The 14,363-nt window shown below is 61.0% G+C and carries 11 protein-coding genes; 5 read left to right on the top strand and 6 right to left on the bottom strand.

Annotation, left to right across the window (positions count from 1 at the left end):
• Nucleotides 1-72: 72 nt before the first annotated feature.
• Genes Q2T52_RS13075 through Q2T52_RS13060 form a run of 4 tightly spaced genes read left to right on the top strand, consistent with a single transcriptional unit; the run spans nt 73 to nt 4,057 of the window.
• On the top strand, nt 73-1,218 hold the full coding sequence (locus Q2T52_RS13075; protein ID WP_302077173.1) for an extracellular solute-binding protein: 1,146 nt from the start codon (nt 73-75) through the stop codon (nt 1,216-1,218).
• Between the two features lie 50 nt (nt 1,219-1,268).
• Complete coding sequence (locus Q2T52_RS13070; RefSeq protein WP_302077291.1) at nt 1,269-2,111, top strand: ABC transporter permease; 843 nt, start codon at nt 1,269-1,271, stop codon at nt 2,109-2,111.
• On the top strand, nt 2,108-2,935 hold the full coding sequence (locus Q2T52_RS13065) for an ABC transporter permease (RefSeq protein WP_302077172.1): 828 nt from the start codon (nt 2,108-2,110) through the stop codon (nt 2,933-2,935). The genes Q2T52_RS13070 and Q2T52_RS13065 overlap by 4 nt, the downstream gene beginning before the upstream one ends.
• A 33-nt stretch (nt 2,936-2,968) precedes the next feature.
• Nucleotides 2,969-4,057, top strand: coding sequence for an ABC transporter ATP-binding protein (locus Q2T52_RS13060; protein WP_302077171.1), 1,089 nt, complete (start codon nt 2,969-2,971; stop codon nt 4,055-4,057).
• Between the two features lie 19 nt (nt 4,058-4,076).
• Here Q2T52_RS13060 and Q2T52_RS13055 read toward each other — a convergent pair whose 3' ends face one another.
• Nucleotides 4,077-4,904, bottom strand: a complete 828-nt coding sequence (locus tag Q2T52_RS13055) for an inositol monophosphatase family protein (protein ID WP_302077170.1) — start codon at nt 4,902-4,904, stop codon at nt 4,077-4,079.
• Nucleotides 4,905-5,164: 260 nt separating this feature from the next.
• Here Q2T52_RS13055 and Q2T52_RS13050 point away from each other — a divergent pair, with 260 nt between their 5' ends.
• Nucleotides 5,165-7,471 carry a heavy metal translocating P-type ATPase gene (locus Q2T52_RS13050; protein ID WP_302077169.1) on the top strand — a complete coding sequence of 769 codons (2,307 nt, stop codon included), beginning with the start codon at nt 5,165-5,167 and terminating at the stop codon, nt 7,469-7,471.
• 124 nt (nt 7,472-7,595) lie between these two features.
• Here the strand turns inward: Q2T52_RS13050 and Q2T52_RS13045 are convergent, their stop codons facing one another.
• The 5 genes from Q2T52_RS13045 to Q2T52_RS13025 all read right to left on the bottom strand — a co-directional run bounded on the left by Q2T52_RS13045 (nt 7,596) and on the right by Q2T52_RS13025 (nt 14,359).
• A complete protein-coding gene (locus Q2T52_RS13045) occupies nt 7,596-8,771 on the bottom strand; it encodes a CapA family protein (protein WP_302077168.1) in 1,176 nt (391 codons plus the stop codon).
• A gap of 11 nt (nt 8,772-8,782) precedes the next feature.
• Nucleotides 8,783-10,687 carry a CocE/NonD family hydrolase gene (locus tag Q2T52_RS13040; protein WP_302077167.1) on the bottom strand — a complete coding sequence of 635 codons (1,905 nt, stop codon included), beginning with the start codon at nt 10,685-10,687 and terminating at the stop codon, nt 8,783-8,785.
• 63 nt (nt 10,688-10,750) lie between these two features.
• Nucleotides 10,751-12,325, bottom strand: a complete 1,575-nt coding sequence (locus Q2T52_RS13035; RefSeq protein ID WP_302077166.1) for an ABC transporter substrate-binding protein — start codon at nt 12,323-12,325, stop codon at nt 10,751-10,753.
• 19 nt (nt 12,326-12,344) lie between these two features.
• Entirely contained in the window at nt 12,345-13,388 is a 1,044-nt protein-coding gene (locus tag Q2T52_RS13030) for an ABC transporter ATP-binding protein (RefSeq protein ID WP_302077165.1), read from the bottom strand.
• A complete protein-coding gene (locus Q2T52_RS13025) occupies nt 13,385-14,359 on the bottom strand; it encodes an ABC transporter ATP-binding protein (RefSeq protein ID WP_302077164.1) in 975 nt (324 codons plus the stop codon). The genes Q2T52_RS13030 and Q2T52_RS13025 overlap by 4 nt, the downstream gene beginning before the upstream one ends.
• Between the last annotated feature and the right edge of the window lie 4 nt (nt 14,360-14,363).

Raw genomic sequence — 14,363 nt, 5'->3', positions numbered from 1 at the left:
GTCATCGAAGGATCATCCAACTGTCATTTGCCCTGCATAGGGTCTGGACGTTCGAGATCCGGAGAGACACTCATGAACAGACGCGAATTCCTGGCGGCAGGTTCTGCCATTGCAGCCGCAAGCGCCCTGCCTTCCTTCGCCCTTGCTGACGACAAGACAATCACTGTCTTCAGCAGCTCCGACAACAACATCATTGATTTCTGGAACAACACGGTCATCCCAGCCTTCACCAAGGCCAATCCCGGTCTGAAGGTCAAGCTGGCGAGCGGAGGCGATGAAAACGGCGTTCGCGCCATTGCCGACCGTGCGCTCGCCGCGCTGAAGTCGAAGACTGATCCGCAGGTCGATGCCTTCGAAAACTTCGACGCCCGCTTGCCCGCCGGTGCCGCGGAAGCGGGCCTCTGGGTATCCTTCTCGGCGGAAAACATCCCGAACTATGGCCGCATCAACCCGCAGGCCCAGAACCTGAAGCAGGAGCTGCCCTATCGCGGTTCACAGGTTTTGCTGGCCTATGACAAGACCAAGCTCGATCCCAAGGATGCGCCGAAGACCTGGGAACAGCTGGTGGCTTGGATCAAGAAGAACCCCGGCCAGTTCATCTATAATCGCCCCGACAAGGGTGGCTCCGGCGGCAATTTCGTCCGCCGCGCGATCCATGAAGTCAATGGTCGCGACCCCTCCAAGTTCACGATCTCGAACTACTCGGCCGATTTTGCCGAGAAGTCGCTGATGCCGGCCTGGGCTGCGCTGAAGGACCTCGCGCCCTTCCTTTACGAAAAGGGCGCCTACACCTCCGGCAACACCCAGTCGATCCAGCTTCTGTCGCAGGGCGTCGTCACCATGGTTCCGGTCTGGTCGGATCAGGTGCTGCAGGCGATCTCGCAGGGCGTTCTGCCGGAAACGACCGGCCTCGTTCAGTTGACGGATCTGGCACTCTGCGGCGGCTTTGCTCGCATGACCGTCTTCTCCAACGGCGCCAACAAGGATGCCGCCCTGAAGCTCGGCAACTTCCTGCTGACCACGGAAATGCAATCGGCCATCATCACCCAGATTGGCGGCTTCCCGGGCGTTTCCTGGGATCACATTTCCACGGATCTGCGCGAAAAGTACAAGGACGTCGTTCCGAATTCCATCCCCACCTTCCCGGGCGGCGACTGGAACTCGGCTATCAATGACGGCTGGTACCGCAATGTGGCAACCGGTCTCGCACGCGGCTGACCATGGCGACCTCGGCAGTTCTTTCCGCGACAAGCGGAACAAGGCCGGTTATGGGGAGGGGGCTGAAGGGCCTCCTCCTCATTGCCATTCCTGTCTTCCTGGTCGGCTGGCTGATCATCTACCCAATCTTTGCCGCGATCCTGTCGACGCTGTTTTTCGACGGCCCGGAAGGCTTGCGGTTCAGCACGGCCTCCTACCAGTTCTTCATTTCCGATCCTTACAGCCGGGCCAATCTGGCGTTGACGCTGTGGACGACCGGCATGTGTGCGGTGCTACTGCTGATCGTCGGCCTGCCGATTGCGCTTTATCTGCGCTTTTCCACCAACCGCTTTGCGGATCTGGTGCAGAGCCTTGCCATCTTCCCGATGTTCGTTCCCTCGATCATCCTGTCTTATGCGCTGATCCGCACCATAGGGCCGAACGGCACGGTCGACATCCTCCTGAACGCGGTCGGCCTGCCCAAGATCAAAAGCCCGTACCTCACCCCTTGGGGGCCGGTGATTGGGCTTGTCTGGGATCATCTGCCGCTGACGGTGCTGATGCTGACGGCGGGGCTTGGTAGCATTTCCAACAGCGCTATCGAGGCCGCGCGCGATGTCGGTGCCGGACCGCTGCGCGTCTTCTGGCACATCATCCTGCCGCGCATGGGCAATTCCATTCTGGTCACGGTGTCCTTCACCATTCTCGGCATCTTCTCGGCTTTCACTCTGCCTTATGTGCTAGGCCCCGCCTCGCCGGAAATGATGGGCCCCTTCATGCTGCGCACCTTCAATGCGCTCTATGATCCCTTGAACGCCAAGACGCAGGCCGTCATCTCGTTTGCCTTCTGCCTGTTCTTTGGCATTTTCTATGTCTGGTCGATTGCCCGCAACCAGAAGGGCCAGAGCCGATGATTGCGGGTTTCTCTACCACTTCGGGCCGTTTCGACTGGACCGGCTTCATCTTCGCCATCCTGCTGGCCATCGTGATTGCGGTGCCGCTGCTGGTCGTCTTCACCTGGGCCTTTACCGAGGTCTGGCGCTATCCTTCCGTCATTCCGCAGAAATTCGGCCTTCGCTTCTGGGACCAGACGCTCTCGCGCGCCGATGTCTGGGAGGCTCTCTCCATCAGTCTCAGGCTTTCGGCAACCGTTACCTTCCTCTCGGCGCTGATTTGCCTGCCCGCGGCCTATGCCTTTGCGCGCATGAAATTTCCGGGGAGGGATCTGTTCTTCCTCTCCTTCCTCGCGTCGCACGCCTTCCCCAAATTCGGCCTGCTGGTGGCGATCGCGTCGATCTTCCTGCAGCTTAACCTGATTGCTACCTTCTGGGGCGTGGTGCTGATCCAGCTCGTCGGCACGCTGATGCTGATGATCTGGATCCCGGTTGCGGCCTTCCAGGCGGTGGACCGGCGCATGGAAGAGGCCGCGCGGGATGTAGGTGCAGGGCCGCTTCGCGTTTTCTGGTCCATCACCTTGCCGCAGGCCTTCCCGACCATTTTTGCCGCCGTGCTGCTGACCTTCGTTTCAACCTTCTATGAGACGGAAGGGGCCTGGCTGATCGGTGCGCCGCAGATCCGCACCATGCCGGTGCTGATGATCAACTTCATTAACAACCAGGTCGTCATCCAGTACGGTGCGGTGCTGTCCGTCATCCTCTGGGTTCCGTCCTTCATCGCCCTGATGTTTGCCCGCCGCGTCATCGGCACGGGCGCCTTCGCCAAGGGTTTTGGCGCCTGACGCCGCTCACGAGACACAATGAAAGAGTAGAGCATGGCCAGATTGACGATCGACAACCTGCGCAAGGCCTTCGCCGGTACCGTCGCAGTCGATGACTTTTCGCTGGATGTGGCGGATGGAGAGCTTGTTTGCCTGCTCGGACCCTCTGGTTCTGGCAAATCGACCGTCCTGCGTATGATCGGCGGCTTCGAGCAGCCCAGCTCCGGGGCGATCCGCATTGACGGGCAGGACGTGACGCGCCTCTCGCCGGAGCGCCGGCCGACGGGCATGGTGTTCCAGAGCCATGCGCTCTGGAGCCACATGAATGTCTTCAACAACATCGCCTTTGGCCTGAAGCTTCGCCGCTTGTCACGCGCCGAGATCCGCGACAAGGTTGAACATGCCTTGGAGCTTGTCGGTCTTGCCGGCTATGGTACGCGCCAGACGTTTCAGCTGTCCGGTGGTCAGCAGCAGCGCGTGGCGCTTGCCCGCTCGCTGGTGCTGGAGCCGAAGATCCTGCTGCTGGACGAACCCTTTGCCAGCCTTGACCAGCATTTGCGTGAGCGGCTTCGGGAAGAGGTGCGCGACATCCAGCAGCGTCTTGGCATCACTACGCTCTTCGTGACGCATGGACAGGATGAAGCGCTCGCCATGGCCGATCGCATCGTCGTGTTGCGCAACGGCCAGTGCGAACAGGCGGATGCGCCTGATGTCGTCTACCGCAACCCGCAAACGCAGTTCGTGGCGGGCTTCATCGGCCAGATGAACTTCATTTCAGCCTCCGTCGAAGGTGGTCGCTTCCTGCATCCCGATTTTATGCTGCCGGTGAATGTGCCGGATGGACCTGCTGTTCTGGCCGTTCGCCCGGAGGCGCTGGATCTGGCTTCCGCCCAGGCCGACCAGGGGGCAATCGTTCTGCGCTCGACGGACTTCGGCAGCCATATCATGGTCGATCTTCAGCTGCGTGATGGCACGCGCCTGAAAGCAATGACTGCGCCGGATCAGCGGTGGCAAAAGAGAGCTTCGGTTCATCTCAATGTAGGTCAGTTTGCGCTTTATCGCGACAATCACCTTCTGACGATTGGGCAGCCTGTTGGTGGCTCCGAACAGGCACCAGAGGTCGAACCTGCCCTCAGCGTGTAGATGCAAAATCTGGAAGGCTTCAGGATTTGAAGCCTTCCAGCAGCCAGGCATGCATGCCGCCGTTCGAGGCAAGCACGTCTCCGTTAGCGGTAACAATACCACCGGTAAAACCGGTCACCGTGCCACCGGCTTCCTTGACCAGCAGTGCAGCCGCGCCATAATCGTGCAAGGATAGCCCATCCTCGAAGAAGCCATCCAGCCGGCCGCAGGCGACATAGGCGAGAGACAGTGCCGCCGATCCCAGCCGGCGAACACCTGCGGTATTTGCCATCAGCCGGCGCAGCGCCCGGAAGTAGACCTCTTCATCGACAGTCTTGACTTGCCCTGGTACGGGAAGGCCAGCACCGATCAACACGTCTTGTACCGTTGCCACCGGTTGGCAGACCAGCTTTTCGCCGTTGAGATACGCGCCCTTGCTTTTTTCGGCACAGAACAACTCATTCTGCATAGCGTCGTAAACGACACCGCAGATCACTTCGCCACGCTCAACAATGGCGATTGTCATGCCGAAATGCGGAATGCCCCAGGCGAAATTGGTGGTGCCGTCGATAGGGTCGATATAGATGCGGGGCGCATCGCTGCCGGTATCGCGGTTTCCGACGCCTTCCTCTCCCGTGATCGCATGACCCGGAAAATTCTCGCGTAGACGTGAGACGATCAATCGTTCGACAGCGACATCGATTTCCGTTTGGTAATCGCGTGGAGCCTTGGCCACCATCTGATGCGCATAACGCCGCTTCAGGGATGCGCGCGCCAGCTCCCCCGCTTCAAGCGCCGCCGCCGCCAAGAGAATGAGATCATTGGACATATGGGAGGGAACGGTGGGCTGCGCATCTGGCAATGTCATGGATGCATTCTTCTCTTGGCTTGGTTCCAAAGGGCTTGGAACCCGGGATTCCTGAAGGCCAAGCTCTGACCGATTTATGCGACAGTCTGTTGACGTCCGAGGGTTCTTTTTATCGCCAGGCATATCTCTGGCAGGGCGACGGTTCCTGCGGACATGCATGCATTTCGGATCATAAAAAACCAGCGCTCGAGCAGATTTTGCCCTTGCACCTCTAGTGACTAGAGGTCCTAGACAGGGCCAACGAGCAGGAGACAAATGCGATGAGCGAAGTACGGCAGACGAAATTTCGTGTTGAGGGCATGGATTGCGCCTCATGTGCCAGCAAGATCGATGCGGCCGTCAGACGCTTGTCCGGCGTGTCCGATGTCTCCGTCTCGGTCATGGCCGGCACGATGACCATCCGGCATGAGGGTGAAATCGATGGCAGTGCCGTCAGCCAGAAGATCACCCGTCTCGGTTATCCCACAAGGCCTATCGTCCCGACAGATGCCATAGGTGCGCCAGCCGCCGCAGTGCATGGCCATTCGCCCGCTTGCAATCATGATCACGGTGATCATGCTCACCACGACCACGACCACGACCACGACCACGACCACGACCACGACCACGACCACAGTCATGGCGCTCAGGGGCATTCCCATGCGCACGCGGCAAACAAGGTCGCTGCGGTGGAGGGGTTGCATGGGCACGATCACGGCCCAACCGACGGCCCGTGGTGGAAGAGCCGCAAGGGCCGGCTGACGATCGCCGCAGGTGTGGCGCTTGTCCTGGCTTATGCGGTCGGACATCTTTTCCCGGCCATTGCCGCCTACGCCTTCATCCTGGCCATGGCGGTGGGCCTTGTGCCGATTGCGCGGCGCGCCATCATGGCGGCCTTGGCCGGCACGCCCTTTTCCATCGAAATGCTGATGACCATCGCTGCCATTGGTGCGCTGATCATCAATGCCACGGAAGAGGCGGCCACGGTCGTCTTCCTCTTCCTGGTCGGTGAACTGCTGGAAGGCGTTGCGGCCGGCAAGGCACGCGACAGTATCCGCTCGCTGACGGCGTTGGTGCCGAAGACAGCACTTCTGGAGCAGGATGGCGGCACGGTCGAAGTGGCGGCGGAAACGCTGGCGGTCGGTTCCGTCATTTTGGTGCGGCCCGGCGATCGCATATCCGCTGATGGTGTCATCGTGGGCGGCCAATCCGCTATCAACGAAGCGCCGGTGACGGGGGAAAGCGTGCCCGTGCAGAAGACGCTCGGCGACAACGTCTTTGCTGGTACTGTCAATGGCGATGCCGCACTTCGTGTCCGCGTCACGGCGGCGGCTGAGGACAATACCATCGCCCGCGTCGTGCGGCTGGTGGAGGAGGCGCAGGAGTCCAAAGCGCCGACGGAACGCTTTATCGATCGCTTCTCCCGCTATTACACTCCCGGCGTCGTGGTCGTCGCAGCGCTGGTGGCCGTCCTTCCGCCGCTTCTGTTCGGCGGTGCCTGGAGTGAGTGGATCTACAAGGGCCTCGCCATTCTGTTGATCGGTTGCCCGTGCGCGCTTGTCATCTCGACGCCTGCCGCCATTGCTGCGTCTCTCTCAGCCGGTGCCCGTCGCGGGTTGCTGATGAAGGGTGGTGCCGTGCTGGAGGGGCTGGGCAAGCTGACGGCTGTCGCCTTTGACAAGACGGGCACGCTGACGGAAGGCAAGCCGAGGGTGACGGATATTGTGCCCTTCGGCCGAAAAGGCCCAGAAGTACTGACCTATGCAGCCGCGCTCGAAGCAGGTTCGAGCCATCCTTTGGCGCTGGCAATTCTGGAGCAGGCGAGGGAGGACGGTATTGTCGTGCCGCCTGTATCGGATGCCGCGGCCATCGCCGGCAAGGGCGTGCGCGCCACCGTCAACGGGGAGGAGGTACTTCTCCTTTCTCCCAAGGCTGCGGCGGAACGCGTCGCGCTGCCGCTTGCCCATTCTCGAACCATCGCCAGTCTGAATGCCGAAGGCAAATCCGTCTCGGTGCTTGTCATCGGCAACGTACTTGCCGGTGCCATTGCCATGCGCGACGAGCCGAGGGCGGATGCAGTCGAGGGGCTGAAGGCGCTCGCAAATGCGGGCATTAAGACCGTGATGCTGACGGGTGACAACAAGCGGACGGCGGAGGCGATCGGCGCCAACCTCGGGCTCGAAGTGCATGCCGAACTGATGCCGGAAGACAAGCAGCGCATCGTACGTGAGTTGAAAGGCCAGGGCTTCATCGTGGGGAAAATCGGCGATGGCATCAACGACGCGCCGGCCCTTGCCGCAGCCGATATTGGCATCGCCATGGGTGGCGGCACGGATGTGGCGCTCGAAACGGCGGATGCGGCAGTCCTTCATGGCCGCGTGTGCGATGTCGCCCTGATGATTGATCTCTCGAAGCGCACCATGCGTAACATCAAGCAGAACATTGCCATTGCGCTTGGCCTCAAAGCCGTGTTCCTGGTGACCACGATTGCCGGTATCACCGGTCTCTGGCCCGCCATTCTCGCGGATACTGGAGCCACGGTCCTGGTAACGATAAACGCTTTGCGGCTGCTGCAGCCGATCAGGTGAGAATGAATGGCAAGGAAGATCGTGTTCGCGGGGTTGATGCTGCTGGTGGCAACCTCGATTGTGTTCAGCTTCATCGGCGTCCTGTCCGTCTGGAAGCCGTTCGGATGACGTGTGACGCTCAGTTTCAGCCGGCTTTCTCCGGCTGAAAGCGGCTGACCAATTGTTCCTCATCCGCCAGCAGGCGGGAGGTGTACCGGGTGTAGATCTCGTCTGCGTCCTGTCCCTCCAGCGGCATGGGCTGGTCTGCCTCCTCACCGTTCGAGGGACGGCCGACGGCGATCGGCATGACGTTCACGTGCTCCAGCAACCCCTCATCGCTGAAGGTCAGGCGTACGGCAACGCTTCGCCAGACGTCGACGCCTTCGCGATCATATGTGTCCGAGCGTGCTGTGTGGAAGATGAAGTTGCCCAGCCCGGACAGGATCGGCCGACCGCGATGAAAGCGCATTGGCTGCATCACGGGGGCACCGGTTCCGATCACCAGATCGGCGCCATACTCAACGAGTTGATCGGTTAGTGCATCCAACCATGCGGGCGTGGTGGCCCAGTCGGCATCCCAATGGTGGTTGTGGATGGCGACAACGATCAGTTCATTCCTGTCGCGGCTTGCCTGCAGGCGAGAGGCCAGTTGTTGCCAGTCCTCCGGGTCCACCTGCCAATCGGCGGCTACCCTGTCGCCCGGTAGGAACGTTGTACCGAAAGCATCAAAGCCCTCGGTCTGGGCTGGGCTGTAACCCACCGCGCGCCGCGCCGCGAGCCGCCGATCATCGCCGAGAGCCTGCTGGATGCTGGTCATCATCTGGTATTCCGATTCGGGAAGACGGATGCGCCTGCGCAACCGAAGCGGGGCGATGCCAGGCCTTGTCGGGGCGGCATAGACGATATCCGGCTGCGGGCCGAGATCGACGGAGTAGAGGCTGATCCGCCGCTGCGGTGTCGAAATGTAAGCCGGTTTCAGCGCCTCATTGAGGTCGTTTCCGCTGCCCGTCAGAGCCATGCCATGCACATCGAATGCCGTTCGGGATGCGATGATGCCGGGCGGTCCCAGGTCAAAGGCATGGTTGTTCGCGTGTGCCATGGCCCTGAAGCCAAGCTCTGCGAGAGAACGCACTACATCTCGCTTGACGGCATGCACCGTCTTGGTCTTCGTCGGCCACGCGCAATAAGCCTCGACCACCCCTTCAAAGTTTGCAAGCGTGGCATCCGAAGACAGAAAGTGGGCAAGCAGCGAGGCCTCTGCCGACAGTTGCAAGGGTTGATGGATCAGTGCTTGACCGGTAACGGCGATGGTGAGGGGCATACTATCCTCCTTTACCGCTGATTGGTTTTGCGCAGCGGTGTCAGAGCACCAACTGGCACTACGGGAAGGATCAATGCCGAAGGTCTGGCGGCGTCGGCAAACACCGTGTTGCGGGCAATCTCCTTCACGCGTCCCGTACCCTCCGGTGCATAGGTGTTGGGATTTACATCGTATTTCGGAAAATTGGACGAGGAAACATCGAGCCTGATGCGATGCCCTTTCCTGAAAAGGTTGGCCGTCGCGAAGGGTTCGATGGTGATCTGGAAGGTCTCGCCGGGCGTCAGCGGCTCCGGGCTTTCAAACGAATTGCGGTACCGGCAGCGGAAGATGCCATCGGTAATGTTCAGGGCATAACCCGCCGGATAATCCTTGCTCGGCGGATAGACATCGATGAGCTTGGCCGTGAAGTCCGTATCCAGGGCCGATGATGCTACATGCAGATCGATGGTGATTGGGCCAACAACCGCGAGATCTTCCTCCAGCAACTCCGTTTCGAAGGAAAGGACATCCGCTCTCGCGGAGAGTGGCAGGCCCAGATTGCTGCAGCCGAAGAAACGATCCGCTTCCCGCTGGTCGAACCCGCCGCCCTCGAAGACCGGCTGGCCGCTGGTCAGCGATCCGCCAATGGTTGGAACCGGGTTGGCTGGATCGAAGTCATAAATGAATGGAGGCGCATCCGCTGCCGGCTGGCTTTCTGACAGGTGTCCGCGCTGATCGAGATAGAGCTTGCGATAATCCGTGCCGGGCAGCGGCCATTCGGCAGCTTCATGCCAATCGCCGCCGTGGTCGAGGCGACCTTCCGCGTTTCTGGTGCCCGTACCGCCGCCCATCAGGAAGTAGCGGACCGATGGCTCTGCGGCGATCGCGGGCGCGCCCTTCAGCCAGTGATCGAACCAGTTGCGGCGGAATTCCAGCCAGCTGGGCGCCATATGCCCGCCAAGAGGTGCCTTCGCCCCGAAGGAAATGTCGCCGGCAAAAGTGCTGTTGCGGTTGCCGTGCAGCCAGGGACCCATGATCAGCGAGAGCGGCCGCTTCGCATTGCCGCTCAGGCCCTTGTAGTTGTCGAGCGTGGATTTGACGTAGGCATCATACCAGCTGGACATCATGGCCACGGGGATTTCCGGGAAGGTGTCGTAATAGCCTTCCATGTAAAGGCCGACGCGGCGCCAGCTGTCATCAAAGGTACCGCTGCGCCACTGGTCCAGCAGATAGGCCTCGTATTCCGGCGCGGCACGAACGGGGGAAACACCCTCACGCCAGGGCATGGCCTTGAACCAGGCGCGCAGGTCCTCTGCTTCGATTGCTGCACGAGCCTGATCATCCACGGCCTCCTTGGCATTGTTATAGGCCCAGGTCGCCTGCTTGAGTTCGAAAGCGCCCCCTTGGCGGATGCCGCATTGATAGGCGTTGGAGAAGCCGCCGGAATCCATCACCATGCAGGAGAGCCCGCGTGGGTTGAGGCAGGCAAGGGCGGCCTGCGTATGGGCGGCATAGGAAAGACCCATGGTGCCGAACCGGCCATCCGACCAATCCTGCGCCACCAGCCATTCGGCCGTATCGTAACCGTCTGCTGCCTCGGAAATATACTTTGAGAATTCGCCCTCCGAGCCGTAGCGACCCCGGCAATCCTGATAGATGACGACATATCCGGCGCGCACGAAGTAGAGGGCAACCTCCTCGCGTGTCATCGGCCTGTCCATGCCCACCTCGATTTCGGAGCGGGAGCGTTGGGTTTTGCCGTAGGGCGTGCGCTCCATGATGGCCGGCAGCGGTGTCGCTACCAGCACACCGTCCTTGGCGGGGCGATAGACGTCCGTTGCGAGGCGGATGCCGTCTCGCATCGAAACCATGATGTCGCGTTCGACCAATACGTCGTCAGCAATCGCCTCCAGGCGAGAGGGCGCCAGGATGTTCATTCGCGTGATCCTTGATGTTATCGGGCAAGAACCGGACACCTGCCAATGGTGCCCGGCGGTCAATTACTTGACGAGCTTTGCCAGCGTGGCGCTCGTGTCTTCCGTCATGTTGGCCTCGTAGGAAACCTTGGCCTTGCCAGCCCAATGTATCTTCTGCCAGTAAAGCGGGATGATCGGCGTGTCTTCGAAGACATACTTCGTCGCCTCCTGCAGAAGCTGAATGCGCTTCTCCGGATCGAACTCCGCCATGGTCTGGCGCATCATGTCGTCAAACACCTTGTCGCTGTACTGGGTGCGGTTGAACGACCCGGTTCCAGCCTCCTTGTTGACGGTCATCAGCAGGTTGCGCAGGCCTGTGGCGGAGGTCGGTGTGGAATTGCCGAGCGAGAAGATGAAGGCGCTGTATTCTTGCGCGGAGGCTGCCTTGGTGTAGACGTTGTAAGGCTGTGCGACGACGCCGTTCACCTTTAATCCGCCTCGGGCAAACATCTGGCCGAGCGCCTGGGCGATGTCCGCATCACCGGGGAAGCGATCGTTGGAGGTGTGCAGCGTAATGCCGAAGCCGCCGGCATAACCGGCATCGGCCAGCAGCTTCTTGGCTGCATCCGGCGCATAGGCCGGTGCCGTCACCGTGGGATCGCTGCCTGCAACGCCTGCCGGAACCAGCTGCCCGGCCGGCTCGCCCGAACCTTCCAAAATGCGATCCACGATCAGCTGGCGATTGATGAGATTGGACAAGGCTTGGCGCACGCGCTTGTCCTTCAGCGGGTTCTTGTCCAGCGGCTTGCCGTCCTTGTCGGTCACAAAGGGCGTCTTGTCGCGCGCACTGTCGATGGCGAGATAGATCAGACGTGCCGAGGGAATGGAAAACACCTTGAGGCCGGAAATGCCCGTCAAAGTCTTGATGTCACGCGGTGGCACAGCGTCGATCAGGTCCACGGCGCCGGAACGAAGGGCCGCGACCCGCGAGGCGTCGTTGGAAATGAACTTGATCGTGACGTTGTCGAAGTCCTGCTTCTTGCCCCAGAAGGCGTCGTTGCGCGTCAGGCTGATATTGTCGCCCGGCGTCCAGGACTTGAACTTGTAGGCGCCGGTACCGATCGCCGCCTTGCCGCTGTTGAAATCCTCGATCGTGGCCTTTTCCGCCACCTTCTTGCTGACGATATAGACGAAGCCGATCTGCTCAATGAAGTCAGGTGCAGGCGTCTTGGTCTTGAACTCGATGGTCAGATCATCCACCGCCTTCATGCTGGCAATCGCCGCCACATTGCCGGAGAAGGGGGCCGGGCTGTTCGGGATGTTCTTGGCGCGCGTTAGCGAAAAGATGACGTCCTCTGCCGTCAGCGGCGACCCGTCATGGAATTTTACGCCGTCGCGCAGCTTTACTTCCCAGGTCGTGGGATCGACGTTCTTCCAGGAGACCGCGAGCGCCGGGTGGATGCCAATGGTCGTATCCGTCTCCAGCAGTCGGTCAAACACCTGCATGGCAATGTTCTGGTTGTTGCCGGTGCGCGAAAACTGTGGATCGATAGAAGATGGCTCGGTCGAACTGCCAATGGTCAGATCGGCGGCCTGGACAAGCGAAGCGGCAAGCAACGCGCTTGCGACAGTCGCCATCAGAAGTGTCTTTCGGTACATGCTGGTGTTCCCTTCTTGTTTAAACATTGGCCGACTGTGCAAGCTTGGAGGCTCCCGCAGAACCCAACAGGTCCTTCAGGTGGCAGGCGCTCATCTGTCCATTCCCCGCCGGCTCCAGCAGCGGCCTTTCCCGCTGGCAGCGCTCGATGGCGAAGGGACAGCGCGGATGGAAATGACAGCCGGACGGCGGGTTGAGCGGCGACGGAATTTCTCCCCGGATCGGCGTGAAGTCACGCCGGCGATCGGTAATACTGGGAAGTTCACGGATCAGCGCCTGCGTATAGGGATGTTTGGGGGAGGAGAAGAGCTCGTCCGGCGTTCCCGTCTCCACCACGCGGCCCAGATACATCACCACCACGCGGTCGCAGATATGCTTTACCACGCTGAGATCGTGGCTGATGAAGAGGTAAGTCAGGCCGAATTCCTTCTTCAGATCCATGAAGAGGTTGAGGATCTGGGCCTGGATCGACACATCGAGGGCCGCGACCGACTCGTCGCAGACGATGAGCTCAGGTTTTACGGCAAGCGCCCGGGCAATGCCGATGCGCTGGCGCTGGCCGCCGGAAAACTGGTGCGGGTAGCGATCGAGATAGGAGGGATCGAGCCCCACTCGTTCCGCCAGTTTCGCTACGTAATCGCGAACATTGCCGTCCGGCACCAGCCCGTGAACACGCGGCGCCTCGCCAATCAGGTCGATCACTCGCTTGCGCGGATTGAGTGTCGACATCGGGTCCTGGAAGATCATCTGGGCGGCGAGCCGGGCCTGACGTTTATCCGCCCCCGTCAAGGCTGAAAGTGATTTGCCTTTCCAGCGTACTTCGCCGTCGGAGGTTGGCATGATGCCGGCCATCATGCGGCCAAGGGTGGATTTTCCGCAGCCGGATTCACCGACCAGTCCCACCACCTCGCCGCGATTGACGGTGAGATCCACCTGATCGACGGCATGCACGGTGCGTTCCGAGAGGTTCGCCCCGAACATGCGAGCAATCTTTTCCGCGTAATCCAGCTTGCGGGAGAAACGGCGGCTGACGCCGCGGGCTTCAAGAAGCGGCGCATCCATCATGCAGCCCTCCATTCCTTGGGGTGAAAGCACCGCCATTCGCGAGCCTCGGAAAGATCGAGTGCCGGTGGCGTTGCGCAGATGTCCGTGGCGCGGTCGCATCGATCGCGGAAGGCGCAGCCGGAGGGACGTGCCAGCGGCGAGGGCGCCATGCCGGGAATGGGCTTCAGCGGTTCACCGCGCGGCACCGCCGCCGGGATCGCCTGCATCAGGCCCACCGTATAGGGATGGGCGGGGCGGGCCAGAACATCATCCACCGGCCCCGCCTCGACGATCTTGCCCGCATACATGACCATGACCCGGTCCGCCAGCGCCGCAACAACGCCGAGGTCATGGCTGATCCAGATAAGAGCCATCGAGAATTCGTTTGCCAACCGCTTGATCTCGAAGAGGATCTGCGACTGGATGGTGACATCGAGCGCGGTGGTCGGCTCGTCTGCGATGATCAGTTCCGGCCGGTGCAAAAGCGCAATGGCAATCGCAACGCGCTGGCGCATGCCGCCGGAAAACTGGTGCGGATAGGCATCCAGCCGCTCGTCGGGCGAGGGGATGCCGACAAGCCCCAGCGCATCGCGCGATCGGGCGCGTGCTTCCGCGCGGCTGACATTGTCATGCGCCAGCACCGTTTCGATCATCTGCGTGCCGACGGAGAGAACCGGGTTCAGCGTCATCATTGGATCCTGGAAGATCATCGCAATGCGCTTGCCGCGAATGGTCCGCATGGCCTTTTGGGGTAGGCCCGTCAGTTCCTCGCCCTGAAAACGGATGCTGCCCGAGACGACCCGGCCGGGCGGATCGACGAGGCCCAGGATCGAAAAGCCGGTGATCGACTTGCCGGAACCGCTTTCGCCAACGAGGCCGACAATCTCGCGCTGGCCGACCTGGAAGCTGACATCGTCGACCGCCTTGATGACGCCGCGGCGTGTGGGAAAATGCGTGGAGAGATTGCGAACATCGAGAACAGGTTGTGTCATCTCG

It is taken from the genome of Rhizobium oryzicola (genome assembly GCF_030504645.1).
Taxonomy (GTDB): Bacteria; Pseudomonadota; Alphaproteobacteria; order Rhizobiales; family Rhizobiaceae; genus Neorhizobium; species Neorhizobium oryzicola.
Note: the sequence above shows the minus strand (reverse complement) of the source record. Positions and strands in the feature narration are given on the sequence as shown.

Bases quoted from the DNA above. Each gene is read 5' to 3' on its own strand.
- Q2T52_RS13075 (WP_302077173.1), top strand. From the start codon at position 73: ATGAACAGACGCGAATTCCTGGCGGCAGGTTCTGCCATTGCAGCCGCA.
- Q2T52_RS13070 (WP_302077291.1), top strand. From the start codon at position 1,269: ATGGGGAGGGGGCTGAAGGGCCTCCTCCTCATTGCCATTCCTGTCTTC.
- Q2T52_RS13065 (WP_302077172.1), top strand. From the start codon at position 2,108: ATGATTGCGGGTTTCTCTACCACTTCGGGCCGTTTCGACTGGACCGGC.
- Q2T52_RS13060 (WP_302077171.1), top strand. From the start codon at position 2,969: ATGGCCAGATTGACGATCGACAACCTGCGCAAGGCCTTCGCCGGTACC.
- Q2T52_RS13055 (WP_302077170.1), bottom strand. From the start codon at position 4,904: ATGACATTGCCAGATGCGCAGCCCACCGTTCCCTCCCATATGTCCAAT.
- Q2T52_RS13050 (WP_302077169.1), top strand. From the start codon at position 5,165: ATGAGCGAAGTACGGCAGACGAAATTTCGTGTTGAGGGCATGGATTGC.
- Q2T52_RS13045 (WP_302077168.1), bottom strand. From the start codon at position 8,771: ATGCCCCTCACCATCGCCGTTACCGGTCAAGCACTGATCCATCAACCC.
- Q2T52_RS13040 (WP_302077167.1), bottom strand. From the start codon at position 10,687: ATGAACATCCTGGCGCCCTCTCGCCTGGAGGCGATTGCTGACGACGTA.
- Q2T52_RS13035 (WP_302077166.1), bottom strand. From the start codon at position 12,325: ATGTACCGAAAGACACTTCTGATGGCGACTGTCGCAAGCGCGTTGCTT.
- Q2T52_RS13030 (WP_302077165.1), bottom strand. From the start codon at position 13,388: ATGATGGATGCGCCGCTTCTTGAAGCCCGCGGCGTCAGCCGCCGTTTC.
- Q2T52_RS13025 (WP_302077164.1), bottom strand. From the start codon at position 14,359: ATGACACAACCTGTTCTCGATGTTCGCAATCTCTCCACGCATTTTCCC.